This window comes from Erwinia phyllosphaerae (genome assembly GCF_019132875.1).
GTDB lineage: Bacteria > Pseudomonadota > Gammaproteobacteria > Enterobacterales > Enterobacteriaceae > Erwinia > Erwinia phyllosphaerae.
On record NZ_JAHSPF010000005.1, the window covers coordinates 344,232 to 359,791 of the forward strand.

Sequence of the window (15,560 nt, forward strand, 5' to 3'; positions counted from 1 at the left end):
CCCCTTACTGCACTTAAGCCAGCGAGTAGGGGAGCGGCTGGATAGTCAGGCTGCCGCCTTCATCACCCTGCACGCGTAGCTCCGTCTCCGCTTCCAGATCGTTATTCAGCACGGCCTGCACCCAGACCTCGCCATTATCCAGCTGGCAGGCGGCAAGGATAGTGCCGGTACGTCGCCAGTTATCACCCAGCTTCATCTCCAGCGAATCAGCGGCGGCGGGTACTTTACCTGCGCTACCGGCCAGCCAGTATAACGCTCGCTTGTTGGCACCGCGAAACTTCGCGCGGGCGACCATCTCCTGACCTGTATAGCAGCCTTTTTTAAAGCTGATAGCGTCCAGCGCCTGCATATTGGTGGCCTGAGGGATAAACTGCGCGCTGTTTGCCGCATCGATAATCGGCAAACCCGCTTCGATATTCAGCGCCAGCCACTGCGAACTGTCGGTCAGCTGAGCCTGGCCGTCCAGCGCCTCGCGTAAGGCCAGCGCCTTATCACGGCTGACAATCAACAAAAAGCGTTCTGTCGGGGCCGCAAACCACAACAGCGTGGCGTCATCCTGCTGGATAACGGGATTTTCAGCATCTGGCAGCGCGGTAAACAACGGCGCAAGCGCTGCGCGAACCTGAAATCCGGCTGCGCCAAGCAGCACGGCTTCATCATCCGCCTCAATCGCAACTTTGGCGAACACGGCATATTTCTTCAGTTCGGTAATTTGCGTATCGCGCAGGCTGCGGCGCTCAAGATAGGCCAGCCCTTCTCCACGATGAAACAGGCGCAAATTGCTCCACATTTTTCCTTTCGCATCACAATGGGCGGCAGGCAAATGCGCATTAGCGCCCAGCGCGGCGACGTCCAGCGTCAGCTGTCCCTGCAAATAGCTGATGCGATCGGCTCCGGTCACATTTACCAGCGCCCACTCTTCCAGCGAAATCAGCGTAAGCGGCAGGCGAGCGGAGGCCGCAGGTTGACGAGGCGGGAAAGATAAAATCGGCATAGCGGATTCCTGAATGTAAGATAAACCTGTCTTTCAATGTTAAAAGAGCCGTCCGGCTTTGCAACCAGTTTTCTGAAAACGGCGCACAAAAGGCGCGGCAACTCTGCAACCGGTGCAATTACCTTGCGAAGCATGCTGCAAACGCAAACTGAGCCATCAACATTACCCTGAAAAAGCGCTACACTAGCGGCCATCTTTCACTGACTGACGATGGAAAGCATGGATATTAACAATAAAGCTCGTGTGCAGTGGGCGTGCCGTCGCGGCATGCGCGAACTGGATATCTCTATCATGCCTTTTTTCGAGTTCGAATATGACCACCTGAGCGACAGCGAAAAACAGGTTTTTGTACGGCTGCTGGAAAGCGACGACCCCGACCTGTTTAACTGGATGATGAATCACGGCGAACCGGCCGATCCGGAATTAAAAAGCATGGTTAATCTGATCCAACAGCGAAACCAGCAGCGTGGACCTGTGGCGTTCTGAGCTGCGCGTCTCCTGGCGCGCGCAGTGGCTGTCGCTGCTGCTGCACGGCCTGGTTATGCTGATGCTGTTGCTGGCACCCTGGCCGACAAACTTAACGGCCGTCTGGCTGCTGCTACTGACGCTGGTCGTCTTTGAGTGTATACGTAGCCAGCGGCGTATCGGCAGCCGCGAGGGCGATATCGCGTTACTGGAGCATCGCCAGCTGCGGTGGCGGCAGAAAAACTGGCAGATATGCGCCAGACCCTGGATGACGCGCCAGGCGATTCTGCTGGCGCTGCGTTCGGCGAAGGGCGAGCGGGAAAAACTGTGGCTGCTGCGTGACAGCATGAGCGAAGCGGAATGGCGGCAGCTGCGTCAAAAACTGCTTACCGCTGGCTGAACCGAAGCGGGTGAACGTGTGACCCTGACGCGCTCATTTTCTGGCCTGCTTACAGCGAGGCAGCCATTTCGGTCAGGATCTGTTCGCACCACTGCGCGATACGTTCATCCGTCTGGTCAAACTGGTTGACGTCATCCAGCGCCAGGCCAACAAAACTGTTGCCGTCGGCGGTCAGCGGTTTCTTGCTGATAAACTCGTAGCCTTCGTTCGGCCAGTAGCCAACGAATTTTACGCCCAGCGGCAGCAGGATTTCATGCAGCATGCCCAGCGCGTCCAGGAACCACTCGCTGTATTCGGCCTGGTCGCCCATACCGTAAAGCGCGACGACTTTATCCCGCAGGTTGAGCGTAGGGAGCTCGTTCCAGATGGTTTCCCAGTCCTCCTGGAGCTCGCCAAAATCCCAGGTAGGAATGCCCAGGATCAGCATATCGTACTGCTCCATCAGCCGTGGCGAATCATCTTTCAGATTGTGTAGCGTCACCAGATCTTCACCAATAAAATCGCGGATTTTTTCCGCCGCCATTTCGGTGTAACAGGTGCTGGAACCGTAAAAAAGGCCGATGTTCATACGCGGTTTACTCAATTCTCCTGGTTCAATGGCGCGAATTATATCAGAATTGGGCTTTGGCGGCGTGTCCGTCTGGCCGGCAGAAAAGGAGACGACGTGCAGGACAGCGATCTTATCGAACAGTTTCTTGATGCCCTGTGGATCGAGCGCAATCTTGCGGAAAATACGGTGGCCTCCTATCGTCTTGATCTGATGTCGCTGGTCAACTGGCTGGCACACCATCAAACAGATTTGCGGCAGGTAGAAAGCAGCGGACTGCAAAACTTTCTCGCCGAGCGAGTCGAGGGCGGCTATAAGGCCAGCAGCTCGGCCCGCTTGCTCAGCGCCATGCGCCGTCTGTTCCAGTATCTCTATCGGGAAAAGCTGCGTGAGGACGATCCCAGCGCGCTGCTGGCCTCGCCAAAGCTGCCGCAGCGGTTGCCGAAAGATCTTAGCGAAGCGCAGATCGAGCGGCTGCTGCAGGCACCTTCTACGGAGATCCCGCTGGAGCTGCGCGATAAGGCCATGCTGGAGCTGCTCTATGCCACCGGCCTGCGCGTAACCGAACTGGTAAGCCTGACGCTAAATAACGTCAGCCTGCGCCAGGGCGTGGTTCGCGTTATCGGCAAAGGCGATAAGGAACGGCTGGTACCGCTGGGTGAGGAAGCCCTGCACTGGCTGGAACACTACCTTGAGCATGGCCGCCCGTGGCTGCTGAACGGCCAGACGCTGGACGTGCTTTTTCCCAGCAGCCGAGCGCAGCAGATGACCCGGCAAACGTTCTGGCACCGCATCAAGCATTACGCTCTGCTGGCGGGTATCGACAGCGAAAAGCTTTCGCCCCACGTGCTGCGCCACGCTTTTGCCACGCATCTGCTGAACCACGGGGCCGATCTGCGTGTCGTACAGATGCTTTTAGGGCACAGCGATTTATCCACAACGCAGATTTATACTCATGTTGCTACCGAACGACTGCGGCAGCTACATCAACAGCATCATCCGCGCGCATAAGGCGCAGATTACATGGCCCGCTTACTAAGGCCCAAGGATAATAAATGAAACAGCGTTACCTTTTACTTTCTCTGCTGATGGCGGCTGGCCTTGCCCAGGCTGACGATGCGGCCATTAAACAATCCCTGGCGAAGCTGGGACTGCAGCAGATGGAGATTCAGCCGTCCACTTTGCCCGGGATGAAAACCGTACTGACCGAAAGCGGCGTGCTTTATGTTACCGAAGACGGAAAACAGTTTATTCAGGGGCCGCTGTACGACGTCAGCGGCAGCCAGCCGGTCAACGTGACCAACAAACTGCTGGAGAAAAAAGTCGAGGCTTTAAGCGGCGAAATGATCGTGTATAAAGCGCCAAAAGAGCAGCATGTCATTACGGTATTTACCGATATCACCTGCGGCTACTGCCACAAACTGCATTCGCAAATGGCAGACTACAACGCGCTGGGCATCACCGTACGCTACCTGGCTTTCCCGCGTGAAGGCATGAACGGCCAGGTTGCTAAAGATATGAAGTCCGTCTGGTGCGCAGCCGATCGCAGAAAAGCGTTTGATGCAGCGATGAAAGGCGAAGCGGTAACGGCAGCAGATTGCAAAATCGATCTGGCTAAGCAGTACCAGCTGGGCATTTTGTACGGTATTCAGGGTACGCCAGCTATTCTGCTGCAAAACGGCATGATGATCCCGGGCTATCAGGGGCCGCAAGAGATGAAGAAGCTGCTTGATAGCCAGAAAGCGGGCGGCTGAACCCGGTGAAAGGCAAAACTGAATTACGCCGCCGTGTAGCGGTGCAGGAGAGCGAGCTTCCCGATATTCATCCTCTGTTGCGTCGGCTTTACGCGCATCGCGGCGTTAAGCAGGCTGTCGAACTGGAGCGCGGCGCGAAAAATCTGCACGCCTTCCACTCGCTCAGCGGTATTGAGCGGGCGGCGGAAATTCTGCAAAAAGCCATCGCGGATAATCTGTGCATCATGATCGTCGGCGATTTCGATGCCGATGGTGCCACCAGCACCGCGCTGACCGTGCTGGCGCTACGCAGCATGGGCGGCCGCAATATTAAATACCTGGTGCCAAACCGCTTTGACGACGGCTACGGCCTGAGCCCGGAAGTGGTGGAGCAGGCGGCGGCGCGCGGCGCGCAGCTGATTATCACCGTGGATAACGGCATCTCTTCTCATGCGGGGGTGACTCTGGCGCATGAAAAAGGGATTGCGGTAGTGATTACCGATCACCACCTGCCTGGCGAAACGCTGCCGGATGCCGAAGCCATCGTTAACCCTAATCTTGCCGAAAGCGAATTTCCTTCACGCTCTTTAGCGGGCGTTGGCGTCGCTTTCTATCTGATGCTGGCGCTACGGGCACGACTACGCGATAGCGGCGTGACGACGTTGCCAAATCTCGCCGAGCTGCTGGATCTGGTTGCGTTAGGCACCGTCGCAGACGTTGTGCCGCTGGACGCCAATAACCGTATCCTGGTCTGGCAAGGGCTAAGCCGTATACGCGCCGGGAAATGCCGCGTGGGTATCAGGGCGCTGCTGGAGATCGCCAATCGCGATGCGCGCCAGCTGGCCGCCAGCGATCTGGGTTTCGCGCTTGGGCCACGGCTGAACGCCGCCGGTCGGCTGGACGATATGTCCGTCGGCGTGGCGCTGCTGCTGAGCGAAGATATCGCTCAGGCCCGTATGCTGGCCAGCGAGCTGGATGCGCTGAACCAGACGCGTAAAGAGATTGAGCAGGGCATGCAGACAGAAGCGCTGGCGCTGTGCGACGCGCTGGAGCGCAGCAGCGAAGCCTTGCCGCTCGGTATCGCTATGTACCATCCGGAATGGCACCAGGGCGTGGTCGGCATTCTGGCTTCGCGGCTGAAGGAGCGTTTTCATCGGCCGGTGATCGCTTTTGCTCCTGCTGGTGACGGCACGCTAAAAGGCTCAGGCCGTTCCATTACCGGACTGCATATGCGTGATGCGCTGGAACGCCTGGACACGCTCTACCCGGGGCTGATTATTAAATTCGGCGGCCACGCGATGGCAGCAGGCTTATCGCTGGAAGCGGACAGGTTCGACGAGTTTCGCCAGCGCTTCGGCGAGCTGATTGGCGAATGGCTGGACGAAGAGTCGTTACAGGGCGTGGTCTGGTCTGACGGCCAGCTGATGGCGCAGGAGCTGACGCTACCCACGGCGGAACTGCTGCGTGAAGCGGGTCCGTGGGGTCAGGCGTTCCCGGAACCGCAGTTCGACGGCAAGTTTAAGCTTATTCAGCAGCGTCTGGTCGGCGAGCGCCATCTGAAAGTGATGCTGGAACCGCTGGGCGGCGGCCCGCTGCTGGACGGTATCGCTTTTAATATTGATACCACGCTCTGGCCCGATCCCAGCGTGAAACAGGTTGAACTGGCCTACAAGCTGGATATCAACGAGTTTCGCGGCAATCGTAGCGTGCAGCTGATTATTGAGCACCTCTGGCCGCTGTAAAAAGACAGTACAGCATGTAAAGAAACGGGTTTGCAGGGAGGCATACCTTGATCATCGACTATAAAAACGAACTGCTACATGAGCATACGGCTTTGCAGGCTATCCTTTTTGCTTATGGGCAGTACAAAATGAATATCCAGAAGGATGAGGCAGATGAGGGTGAGGGCTACTACGCACCCTTAAACGCTATATTGTCGTGTATTGCCGGTTCGCACAAACTGGATCATATTCGTTTGTGTTGCGATGAAACTTCGAACCACTTTTTGCTTTTTGAATCCTACAGAGCTGATTTTTTGAAAGGTGATGCTCGTAGCGCCGCTGTTGCAAAATATCAGACCGCACGGCGGGAAGATCAGGTTGATGGGATGAAACCTTATCAAATTATTAATGCTTATCTGGCCAGGAAAAGTCTTACACCCTCTCAAAATTTTAAGGCTAACCTCTGGTTGAAGCGGATCAATGAAGCATTTGAAGTAGCCTCAAAACGCTATTGCTTACAGGTCGGACAGCGTCTGTTCAGAGGAGTAACGTTGACTGAGAAAGAGCTGGCTGTTTACCAACAAGCCCTGGCAAAGGGTGAGAAAATACGAAGCGAGGGATTTGCATCAACCTCCCTGAGTGAAAGCATCGCGCTGGCCTTTGCAGTATTTTCTGATACCAGGCACCTTGAAAATCATTCGGAACTTGAGGTAGAGGAAAATGAACCTCATGTTCCCGTCGTATTTGAGTTAACTAACAGGTATAAAAACCTGCCTTTTCTGATGCCCGATGCATTAAGACGTCCCGAACGAAGCCAGGGACAAATGGAAGTTTTGCTGCCACATGGCATCTGGTTCCAGCCAACTTATGTTGATTTCAAGGATAAGTTGATTAAAATATATGCCGATTTAGTAAGTTGAAGCAGATATTTACGCAGAGCTATAAGAGATAATATGATGAAAAATGTAGCCCAAAAAAGCGAGCGCGTAGAAGGGCAAGCCGCACAAGCGAGCAGTACCGACGAACGTATTAACAAGTTATTTGCAGAGAAGAAAGCGCTGGTAGCAGCAATAAGGAAAAGAAACGCCACATCGGCTTCCCGTTGCCAGGAAAATGCACCCGTAGTGGACTGGCTGTGAGTGCATCACGGGCCAGTTCTGGCGGGCTGGCTCTTTAGCGTCGCATTGTCTGCTGTTATTCTGTCTTGCCATCACTTTTCACCCGAAACTCCCTCCTCGCTAAAGCTACAAACCGCCCACAAATTCGGTTAAACTGCATAGTTACATTGCAGACTTTTGAAGATCTAAATCATGTTTGAAATTAATCCGGTAAAGAACCGTATTCAGGATCTCACTGAGCGCAGCAGCGTTCTCAGGGGGTATCTTTGACTACGATGCCAAGAAAGAGCGCCTGGAAGAAGTAAACGCCGAGCTGGAACAGCCGGACGTCTGGAACGAGCCCGAACGCGCGCAGGCGCTGGGCAAAGAGCGTTCCGCGCTGGAAGCCGTCGTTGAAACGCTGGATCAGCTGAGCCAGGGCCTGGATGACGTTTCCGGCCTGCTGGAGCTGGCCGTGGAAGCGGACGACGAAGAGACCTTCAACGAAGCCGTCGCCGAGCTGGACGGGCTGGACAAGAAGCTGGCCGAACTGGAGTTCCGCCGCATGTTTTCCGGCGAATACGACAGCGCCGACTGCTACATTGATATTCAGGCCGGTTCCGGCGGCACCGAAGCGCAGGACTGGGCCAGCATGCTGGTGCGTATGTATCTGCGCTGGGCAGAGGCGAAAGGCTTCAAAACCGAGATTATCGAAGAGTCAGAAGGCGAAGTGGCCGGCACCAAATCCGCCACGCTGCGCATCAGCGGCGACTACGCTTTTGGCTGGCTGCGTACCGAAACCGGCGTGCATCGCCTGGTGCGCAAAAGCCCGTTCGACTCCGGCGGCCGTCGCCACACCTCTTTCAGCTCCGCGTTTGTTTACCCGGAAGTTGATGACGACATCGATATCGAAATCAACCCGGCCGACCTGCGCATTGACGTTTACCGTGCTTCTGGCGCGGGCGGTCAGCACGTTAACCGTACGGAATCGGCAGTACGTATCACGCACATTCCAACCAATACCGTGACCCAGTGTCAAAACGACCGTTCTCAGCACAAGAACAAAGACCAGGCGATGAAGCAGATGAAGGCGAAGCTGTACGAACTGGAAATGCAAAAGAAAAATGCTGAAAAACAGTCGCTGGAAGATAACAAGTCCGATATCGGCTGGGGCAGCCAGATTCGCTCCTATGTGCTTGACGACTCACGCATTAAGGATCTGCGCACCGGCGTGGAAACCCGTAATACTCAGGCGGTGCTGGACGGCGATCTGGACCGATTTATTGAAGCAAGTTTGAAGGCAGGGCTATAAACATGTCAGAACAACATCCGCAGGGCGCCGACGCCGCGCTGGAACTGAATAACGAACTGAAAGCGCGTCGTGAAAAGCTGGGCTTGCTGCGTGAAAATGGCGTGGCCTTTCCTAACGACTTCCGTCGCGACAATATTTCCGATCGTCTGCACGCTGAATTCGGCGACAAAGAGAATGAAGAGCTGGAGTCGCTGGGCGTTGAGGTCAGCGTAGCGGGTCGTATGATGACGCGCCGTATCATGGGCAAGGCGTCATTCGTTACGCTGCAGGACGTCGGCGGCCGCATCCAGCTTTACGTTTCTCGTGACGATCTGGCAGAAGGTATTTATAACGAGCAGTTTAAAAAGTGGGATCTTGGCGATATCGTCGGCGCCCGCGGTAAGCTGTTCAAAACCAAAACCGGCGAGCTGTCCATTCACTGTAGCGAACTGCGTCTGCTGACCAAAGCGCTGCGCCCGCTGCCGGACAAGTTCCACGGCCTGGCCGATCAGGAAACCCGCTATCGCCAGCGTTATCTGGATCTGATTGCTAACGAAGAATCCCGCAAGACCTTTAAAATTCGTTCGCAGATTATGGCCGGTATCCGCAGCTTTATGGTTGGCCGCGATTTTATGGAAGTAGAAACGCCAATGATGCAGGTGATTCCTGGCGGCGCATCTGCCCGTCCGTTTATCACTCACCATAATGCGCTGGATATTGATATGTATCTGCGTATCGCGCCAGAACTTTACCTGAAGCGTCTGGTGGTCGGCGGTTTCGATCGCGTGTTCGAAATCAACCGTAACTTCCGTAATGAAGGGATTTCACCGCGCCACAATCCAGAGTTCACCATGATGGAACTCTATATGGCCTATGCGGATTACAAAGACCTGATTGAGCTGACCGAAAGCCTGTTCCGCACGCTGGCGCAGGACGTATTGGGGACTACCGTGATGCCTTACGGCGATCAGGAGTTCGACTTTGGCAAGCCGTTCGACAAGCTGACCATGAAAGAGGCGATCCAGAAATATCGTCCGGAAACCAACCTGGCCGACCTGGACGACTTTGATAAAGCTTCTGCTATTGCACAGTCGCTGGGCATCAAAATTGAAAAAAGCTGGGGCCTGGGCCGTGTCGTCACGGAGATCTTCGAAGAGACGGCAGAAAGCCACCTGATCCAGCCAACCTTTATCACCGAATATCCGGCAGAAGTTTCGCCGCTGGCGCGTCGTAACGACATCAATCCGGAAATTACCGATCGCTTTGAATTCTTTATCGGCGGTCGTGAAATCGGTAACGGCTTCTCCGAGCTGAACGATGCGCAGGATCAGGCCGAACGCTTCCTGCAGCAGGTGAACGCGAAGGATGCTGGCGATGACGAAGCGATGTTCTATGACGAAGACTACGTGACGGCACTGGAGCACGGTCTGCCGCCAACGGCGGGTCTGGGTATCGGTATTGACCGTATGGTCATGCTGTTTACCAACAGCCATACCATCCGCGACGTCATTCTGTTCCCGGCGCTGCGTCCGTCAGGCAAGTAAGTTTTCAGCAAGATGTAAACCCTGTCACGCCGACAGGGTTTTTTTTTGCGATGGCGAAAGCGGGTGCCTAAGCCGCGACGAACGATGCTGGCGCGACAACGAACAGTAACGTTGCGCTAAAGCTTCTCAGGCTGCCGTCATCAGGATTTAATGGCCTCATTTAGCCAGTCCTTAAAGCGGGCATAGGGCACATATAAAGAGACGTTTTTATAGAGCGTTTTACCCGTTTTCAGGTCGTTAATCCTGTCGGAATACCCCACGATCACGCCTGCAATAGAATCATCGGAAGCGTTATAAACCGCGCCGCCTGACATTCCCTGCACAACGCCGGCATTGGAGGCCACAACTACGCAGCTCAGCTTGTTCCAGTCATTTTTCAGCCCGGTATTAACCAGATTGGTGCCGGTAGAGGCCACCGGCATGGCTGAAATAAAGCTATAGCCGTAGAGATTGATTTTGTCGCCCATAAAGCCATTGCGGAAATGCGGGGCGGGAACATTGCCGTTTTTGTGGTAAACCACTGCCAGATCGCATTCCGGATGGCGCGACTTAACGCGATACAGTGAATATTTCGCCACGTGTGCCGCCGTCAGGCTGTAATCGGCCGTCAGGGGAATAGTGGTGCCCAGCGTGCCGACGCCGAGAATGGTGGGAATGCCGGTAACGGTCATGTCCACGCGTTTTTCCGCTTCGCTGCTGTACTCATACTTTCCTACCGAGCACCCGGTCATCAACAACACCAGCAGACAGATAGCCAGTCGCATCTTTACTCCCCGAGAATGAATCGATCAAGCACAGCTCAATAAACGCCCGTTGCATCCATCATCGAGGTATCGGCCAACACTCAGAAAACTTTACCTATTTAACCTCAGTTAGCGCCAAAAGATTATCAAATAATTGATAATTTTTCGTAATGGATAACCCCGTTGTTTCTCTGTTACCTGACCGTAATTAGTAAACAAAGCGCAACATAACGAGAAGTATAGCCAGGCGTACGCACGAAAAATCGGCAGAAAAAGGGTAAAAAAGCGGCTGTATTGCAACGTTAGACGTTTATTATTGCCTTTCAGGCAACATATTGTTGCCTGAAAGAGGGTATAAGTCCCTGACAAGCTGTGCTTTACTTCTTTCTGTGACGTAAATCAAAATTCATGTTTTGTAATATTTTTTTTAACTGAATCTGACGGCCGCTGCTGTACAGACAGTGAGTGTCCCGTTCTGGAGAGAATAAAATGCCCGTTTCATTACTGGCGCTGGCGCTCAGCGCTTTCGCTATCGGCACCACGGAGTTTGTCATTATGGGGCTGTTGCCGGAAGTGGCTGGTGATTTAAACGTCACCATTCCTTCCGCAGGCTGGCTGATCAGCGGCTATGCACTTGGCGTGGCGATAGGGGCACCAATTATGGCGCTGCTGACCGCCAGCCTGCCGCGTAAGCGCACGTTAATTTTGCTAATGTCGATTTTTATCGTTGGCAACGTGCTCTGCGCGCTGGCTTATAGCTATAACCTGCTGATGGCAGCGCGCGTGATCACGGCGCTTTGTCACGGGGCTTTCTTTGGCATTGGCTCAGTGGTGGCTGCGAGTCTGGTTGCGCCGGGCAAACAGGCGTCTGCAGTAGCGCTGATGTTCACCGGACTGACGCTGGCTAACGTGCTGGGCGTGCCGTTGGGCACCTGGTTTGGTCAGCTGTTTGGCTGGCGCGCTACCTTTTGGGGCGTGGCGGTCATCGGTATCCTGGCCTTTATCGCGCTGATTGTCAGTTTGCCGACCAACCGCGATGAGAAACCTGTGCATCTGGCCAGCGAAATCGGCGCGTTAGCCAACGGCAAGCTGTGGCTGTCGCTGCTGATGACGGTTTGCTTTGCCGCCGCAATGTTTGCCCTGTTCAGCTATATTGCACCGCTGCTGCTCCAGGTGACCGGCCTGAGCAATAAGGGCGTTAGCTGGACGCTGTTCCTGATTGGCGGCGGGCTGACCGTCGGTAATATCCTGGGCGGTAAGCTGGCAGACTGGAAGGTCTCTTTCAGTTTGATCCTTAGCTTTTCGCTGATCGCGCTATTCTCACTGGCGTTCAGCTGGACCAGCCATGCTCCCTGGCTGGCGGAAGTCACGCTGTTCCTGTGGGCGATGGCGACCTTTGCAACCGTGCCTGGCCTGCAAATTAACGTCGTACGCCACGGTAAAGACGCGCCTAATTTGGTTTCTACGCTGAATATTTCGGCTTTTAACCTGGGGAACGCATTTGGTGCCTGGGCGGGCGGCGCGGTGATCGATGGCGGCTACGGCCTGACCTCTGTGCCGGTAGCGGCAGCCGTGCTGGCCGTGATTGGTCTGCTTATTTGTCTGCTGACTTTCCGCCGCGGCAAAGCACAGCGGCAGCCTGCCTGCGCCTGATTTTTTAATCCAGTCCCCGCGCGCGCTGGTTGAACAGGCCGATATGCTGCTGCAAATGCAGAATAAAAGCGTCAACCAGCGCCGAAGAAGGGCGGTGCCGTGGCCGGATCAGGCTGACGGTGAAAGGTACCTCAATGCTGAAGCGCCTGATTGCTACGCCGCTGTCGGCGTAATCCAGCGCGGTTAGCGGATTGACTATCGACACGCCGACGCCTGCTCTGACCATCGCGCAAACCGATGCCGCGCTATGCGTCTCCATCACCATCCTGCGCTGTACGTTCTGTTCATGAAACAGGTGATCCAACAGCTGGCGATAACTGTCGGTTTGCGACAGGCTGATGTAGTTCTGACCAGCAAAATCCTGCGGCGTCAAACAGGCTTTACTCGCAAGCGGATGCCCGACGGGCAAAACGCACACCTCATTACCGGTGAAAATTTCACAGCGTTCCGTTCCGGCAGGCGTCTGGCTGGTTTCGGTTAGGCCCAAATCATAGCGCTGCGCCGAGAGCCACTCCTCCAGCAGCGGTGACTCCTGCGGAATGATATTCATACTGACGTCGGGATAGCGCTGCAAAAACGGCTGGCAGAGCGTGGGCAGCAGCGACTGGGAAAAAACCGGCAGGCAGGCGATAGACAGCTCGCCCTGGCGAAACTGGCGTAGTCCCTCGGCGGCGTTAAGAATTCTGTCCAGACCGTACCAGGAGCGCTGCACCTCTTCAAACAGCCGCAGTCCCTGAGCGGTCGGCTGCAGGCGGCCCCGTATCCGGTCAAACAGCTGCAGTCCGATCAGCTTTTCCAGTCTTGCCAGTTCGCGGCTAACCGTCGGCTGTGAAGTGTGCAGCATTGCCGCGGCTTCGGTCAAATTGCCGCTGGTGATCACCGCATGAAAAATTTCGATATGCCGTAAGGTTACGCCAGCCATATAAACGTCCTGAAAAAGCAAAGCTATATCATGGATGAATAGAGTGCGCTAAAACAGATATTTTTCATTCAGCTCCTGCCGTGGCGTAATCATCTCAGCCAAACTTAAAGCGCTCTGCTGAGAGTTTTATTATAAGAACGCGTTCCAGGAGATAGCCCGATGCCACGCTTGCTTAACAACACCGAAACCGCATTGACTCAGGACAACCTGCTGCCGCTGGTACGTCAGTATGGCGGCCCCGTCTGGGCCTATGATGCTGCGGTGATCCAACAGCGCATCGCGCAGCTAAAGCAGTTTGACGTGGTGCGATTTGCGCAAAAAGCCTGCTCAAATATTCATATTTTGCGTCTGATGAAGGCGGCGGGCGTGCGCGTAGATTCTGTTTCGCTGGGTGAAATTGAGCGCGCGCTGGCGGCGGGTTTCCAGCCAGGCGGTGAAGATATCGTCTTTACCGCTGATGTCATTGATGAGCCGACGCTGGCTCGCCTCGCGGAACTGCGTGTCCCGGTCAACGCCGGTTCTGTTGATATGCTGCACCAGCTGGGCGCGGTATCGCCGGGCCATCCGGTCTGGCTGCGCGTCAATCCCGGCTTTGGTCATGGTCACAGCCAGAAAACCAATACCGGCGGTGAAAACAGCAAGCACGGTATCTGGCACGGCGATCTGTCGCTGGCGCTGGCTGCGGTAGAGCAGCATCAATTGCAGCTGGTCGGCATTCACATGCATATTGGTTCCGGCGTTGATTATGGTCATCTGGAGCAGGTATGCGATGCGATGGTCAAGCTGGTTGTCGATTGTGGTCAGGATGTACAGGCTATTTCCGCAGGCGGCGGGCTTTCTATTCCCTATCGTTTTGGTGAAGAGGCGATCGATACCGCGCACTATTTTGGCCTGTGGGACGCGGCTCGCCAGCGCGTAGCGCAACATCTGGGCCATGCGGTCAAGCTTGAAATCGAACCGGGCCGTTTTCTGGTTGCCGAGTCTGGCGTGCTGGTCTCCCAGGTACGCGCCGTTAAGCAGATGGGTAGCCGCCATTTTGTGCTGGTAGATGCAGGCTTTAACGATCTGATGCGGCCCGCCATGTACGGTAGCTATCACCACATTTCCGCAATGGCCGGTGACGGACGTGAGCTGGGGGAGGAGGCCATCGAAAGCGTGGTGGCCGGGCCGCTGTGTGAATCGGGCGATGTCTTTACCCAGCTGGAAGGCGGCAACGTTGAGACCCGCGCCCTGCCGGCCGTGAAGCCCGGCGACTATCTGGTTTTCCACGATACCGGCGCTTACGGGGCTTCTATGTCGTCCAACTACAATAGCCGTCCGCTGCTGCCGGAAGTGCTGTTTGAAAACGGCCAGCCGCGTCAGATCCGTCGTGCGCAAACCGTGCAGGAACTGCTGGCGCTGGAAATTTAGTCCGGCGAGCCCACCGAATGACGGCGCACCAGCGTCGGGCTAAACATATTGGTCACCTCAGGCAGCGGCTGGTTATTCGCCAGCGCTAACGCCAGCTCCGCTGCCTGCTGCGCCATGGTCACGATAGGGTAACGCACCGTCGTCAGCCTTGGACGCACGTAGCGCGACACCAGCACATCATCAAAACCAATCAGCGACATCTCTTCCGGCACGCGCACGCCGTTATCGCTCAGCACCGCCAGCGATCCTGCCGCCATTGAGTCGTTATAGCAGGCTACGGCAGTGAAAGGCTTGCCGCGTCCCAGCAGTTCCGTCATCGCCTGTTCGCCGCCGGTTTCATCCGGTTCGCCAAAGGCCACCAGCCGATCGTTGCAGGGCAGGTCGTGTTCTCTCAGCGCATCGTAATAGCCTTGCAGACGATCTTCCGCGTCGGAAATGGAATGGGTTGAGCAGATAAAAGCGATATTGTGATGACCTTGCTGAATCAGATGACGGGTTGCCAGCCAGGCACCGTAACGGTCATCCAGCGCAATACAACGTTTTCCAAAGCCGGGCAGCGTGCGGTTGATCAGCACCATACCGGGGATTTGCTCCATTAGCGGAATCAGATCGGCATCGGGAATTTTTTTAGTATGGACCACCAGCGCGCCGCAGCGATGGCGAATAAGCTGCTCAATGGCCTGACGTTCTTTTTGCTCGTTGTGATAACCGTTGCCGATCAGTAAAAAGTTGCCGGTGCGGTAGGCGACCTGCTCCACGGCTTTAACCAGCGCGCCAAAAAAGGGATCGGAAACGTCGCCCACCACCAGCCCCATGGTTTCCGTGGACTGCTGCGCCAGCGCGCGCGCATTGGCATTGGGATGATACTGCAGCTCAGCCATCGCGCTGTTGACGGCAAGTCGGGAAGCCTCGCTCGCCTTGGGCGAATGATTAATCACGCGGGAAACCGTGGCAACGGAAACGCCCGCAAGCCTGGCAACATCCTTAATGGTGGCCATAGTTCCAAAACCTTCCAGGGTAAACGTTTACATTGCGCTAAG

General features: G+C 55.4%; 16 protein-coding genes. 11 read left to right on the forward strand and 5 right to left on the reverse strand.

Translation table 11 applies throughout. The features are described from left to right. Positions 1 to 13: 13 nt before the first annotated feature. Positions 14 to 994, reverse strand: a complete 981-nt coding sequence (gene ygfZ, locus KUE00_RS11740) for a tRNA-modifying protein YgfZ (protein ID WP_246760069.1) — start codon at positions 992 to 994, stop codon at positions 14 to 16. Between the two features lie 219 nt (positions 995 to 1,213). Between ygfZ and sdhE the strand changes: the two genes are divergently transcribed. Both sdhE and KUE00_RS11750 read left to right on the forward strand, forming a co-directional pair. Beyond that, entirely contained in the window at positions 1,214 to 1,480 is a 267-nt protein-coding gene (sdhE, locus tag KUE00_RS11745) for an FAD assembly factor SdhE (RefSeq protein WP_246760070.1), read from the forward strand. Next, the gene (locus tag KUE00_RS11750) at positions 1,461 to 1,859 is read left to right on the forward strand and encodes a protein YgfX (protein WP_246760071.1); all 399 of its coding nucleotides are present in this window, start codon (positions 1,461 to 1,463) and stop codon (positions 1,857 to 1,859) included. Before sdhE ends, KUE00_RS11750 begins: the two co-directional genes overlap by 20 nt. Positions 1,860 to 1,908: 49 nt before the next feature. Here the strand turns inward: KUE00_RS11750 and fldB are convergent, their stop codons facing one another. Continuing rightward, a complete protein-coding gene (fldB, locus tag KUE00_RS11755) occupies positions 1,909 to 2,427 on the reverse strand; it encodes a flavodoxin FldB (RefSeq protein WP_246760129.1) in 519 nt (172 codons plus the stop codon). 96 nt (positions 2,428 to 2,523) lie between these two features. Between fldB and xerD the strand changes: the two genes are divergently transcribed. The 7 genes from xerD (at position 2,524) to lysS (ending at position 9,792) form a co-directional block, all read left to right on the forward strand. After that, the gene (xerD, locus tag KUE00_RS11760; RefSeq protein WP_246760072.1) at positions 2,524 to 3,417 is read left to right on the forward strand and encodes a site-specific tyrosine recombinase XerD; all 894 of its coding nucleotides are present in this window, start codon (positions 2,524 to 2,526) and stop codon (positions 3,415 to 3,417) included. A 44-nt stretch (positions 3,418 to 3,461) separates the two neighbouring features. Then, positions 3,462 to 4,160, forward strand: coding sequence for a bifunctional protein-disulfide isomerase/oxidoreductase DsbC (gene dsbC, locus KUE00_RS11765; protein WP_246760073.1), 699 nt, complete (start codon positions 3,462 to 3,464; stop codon positions 4,158 to 4,160). Positions 4,161 to 4,165: 5 nt separating this feature from the next. Continuing rightward, the gene (gene recJ, locus KUE00_RS11770; RefSeq protein WP_246760074.1) at positions 4,166 to 5,881 is read left to right on the forward strand and encodes a single-stranded-DNA-specific exonuclease RecJ; all 1,716 of its coding nucleotides are present in this window, start codon (positions 4,166 to 4,168) and stop codon (positions 5,879 to 5,881) included. Positions 5,882 to 5,928: 47 nt separating this feature from the next. Further along, positions 5,929 to 6,780, forward strand: a complete 852-nt coding sequence (locus KUE00_RS11775) for a hypothetical protein (RefSeq protein WP_246760075.1) — start codon at positions 5,929 to 5,931, stop codon at positions 6,778 to 6,780. A gap of 33 nt (positions 6,781 to 6,813) precedes the next feature. Then, complete coding sequence (locus tag KUE00_RS11780) at positions 6,814 to 6,999, forward strand: hypothetical protein (protein WP_246760076.1); 186 nt, start codon at positions 6,814 to 6,816, stop codon at positions 6,997 to 6,999. 171 nt (positions 7,000 to 7,170) lie between these two features. Then, positions 7,171 to 8,269, forward strand: a protein-coding gene (gene prfB, locus KUE00_RS11785) for a peptide chain release factor 2 (RefSeq protein WP_246760077.1) whose coding sequence is annotated in 2 segments (ribosomal slippage) — positions 7,171 to 7,245 and positions 7,247 to 8,269 — 1,098 coding nt in all. Because the reading frame shifts where the segments join, the coding sequence is not laid out codon by codon here. A gap of 2 nt (positions 8,270 to 8,271) precedes the next feature. Beyond that, positions 8,272 to 9,792 (forward strand): lysine--tRNA ligase, encoded by a 1,521-nt coding sequence (gene lysS / locus KUE00_RS11790; RefSeq protein WP_246760078.1) that lies wholly within the window; start codon positions 8,272 to 8,274, stop codon positions 9,790 to 9,792. Between the two features lie 140 nt (positions 9,793 to 9,932). Here lysS and KUE00_RS11795 read toward each other — a convergent pair whose 3' ends face one another. Beyond that, entirely contained in the window at positions 9,933 to 10,556 is a 624-nt protein-coding gene (locus tag KUE00_RS11795; RefSeq protein ID WP_246760079.1) for a serine protease, read from the reverse strand. 468 nt (positions 10,557 to 11,024) lie between these two features. On the opposite strand from KUE00_RS11795, the gene KUE00_RS11800 reads away from it, so the two are divergent. Then, the gene (locus KUE00_RS11800) at positions 11,025 to 12,188 is read left to right on the forward strand and encodes an MFS transporter (RefSeq protein WP_246760080.1); all 1,164 of its coding nucleotides are present in this window, start codon (positions 11,025 to 11,027) and stop codon (positions 12,186 to 12,188) included. A 4-nt stretch (positions 12,189 to 12,192) separates the two neighbouring features. Here KUE00_RS11800 and KUE00_RS11805 read toward each other — a convergent pair whose 3' ends face one another. Next, on the reverse strand, positions 12,193 to 13,110 hold the full coding sequence (locus KUE00_RS11805) for a LysR family transcriptional regulator (RefSeq protein WP_246760081.1): 918 nt from the start codon (positions 13,108 to 13,110) through the stop codon (positions 12,193 to 12,195). A gap of 159 nt (positions 13,111 to 13,269) precedes the next feature. Here KUE00_RS11805 and lysA point away from each other — a divergent pair, with 159 nt between their 5' ends. Next, positions 13,270 to 14,520 carry a diaminopimelate decarboxylase gene (gene lysA, locus KUE00_RS11810; RefSeq protein ID WP_246760082.1) on the forward strand — a complete coding sequence of 417 codons (1,251 nt, stop codon included), beginning with the start codon at positions 13,270 to 13,272 and terminating at the stop codon, positions 14,518 to 14,520. Here the strand turns inward: lysA and galR are convergent. Then, entirely contained in the window at positions 14,517 to 15,518 is a 1,002-nt protein-coding gene (gene galR, locus KUE00_RS11815; RefSeq protein ID WP_246760083.1) for an HTH-type transcriptional regulator GalR, read from the reverse strand. The genes lysA and galR overlap by 4 nt on opposite strands. Positions 15,519 to 15,560 lie beyond the last annotated feature (42 nt).

What these genes read in the sequence shown, in the direction of transcription:
- KUE00_RS11805 (WP_246760081.1), bottom strand. Translation starts at nt 13,110, where the DNA reads ATGGCTGGCGTAACCTTACGGCATATCGAAATTTTTCATGCGGTGATC.
- galR (WP_246760083.1), bottom strand. Translation starts at nt 15,518, where the DNA reads ATGGCCACCATTAAGGATGTTGCCAGGCTTGCGGGCGTTTCCGTTGCC.
- lysS (WP_246760078.1), top strand. Translation starts at nt 8,272, where the DNA reads ATGTCAGAACAACATCCGCAGGGCGCCGACGCCGCGCTGGAACTGAAT.
- KUE00_RS11795 (WP_246760079.1), bottom strand. Translation starts at nt 10,556, where the DNA reads ATGCGACTGGCTATCTGTCTGCTGGTGTTGTTGATGACCGGGTGCTCG.
- dsbC (WP_246760073.1), top strand. Translation starts at nt 3,462, where the DNA reads ATGAAACAGCGTTACCTTTTACTTTCTCTGCTGATGGCGGCTGGCCTT.
- KUE00_RS11780 (WP_246760076.1), top strand. Translation starts at nt 6,814, where the DNA reads ATGATGAAAAATGTAGCCCAAAAAAGCGAGCGCGTAGAAGGGCAAGCC.
- lysA (WP_246760082.1), top strand. Translation starts at nt 13,270, where the DNA reads ATGCCACGCTTGCTTAACAACACCGAAACCGCATTGACTCAGGACAAC.
- ygfZ (WP_246760069.1), bottom strand. Translation starts at nt 994, where the DNA reads ATGCCGATTTTATCTTTCCCGCCTCGTCAACCTGCGGCCTCCGCTCGC.
- sdhE (WP_246760070.1), top strand. Translation starts at nt 1,214, where the DNA reads ATGGATATTAACAATAAAGCTCGTGTGCAGTGGGCGTGCCGTCGCGGC.
- KUE00_RS11800 (WP_246760080.1), top strand. Translation starts at nt 11,025, where the DNA reads ATGCCCGTTTCATTACTGGCGCTGGCGCTCAGCGCTTTCGCTATCGGC.
- fldB (WP_246760129.1), bottom strand. Translation starts at nt 2,427, where the DNA reads ATGAACATCGGCCTTTTTTACGGTTCCAGCACCTGTTACACCGAAATG.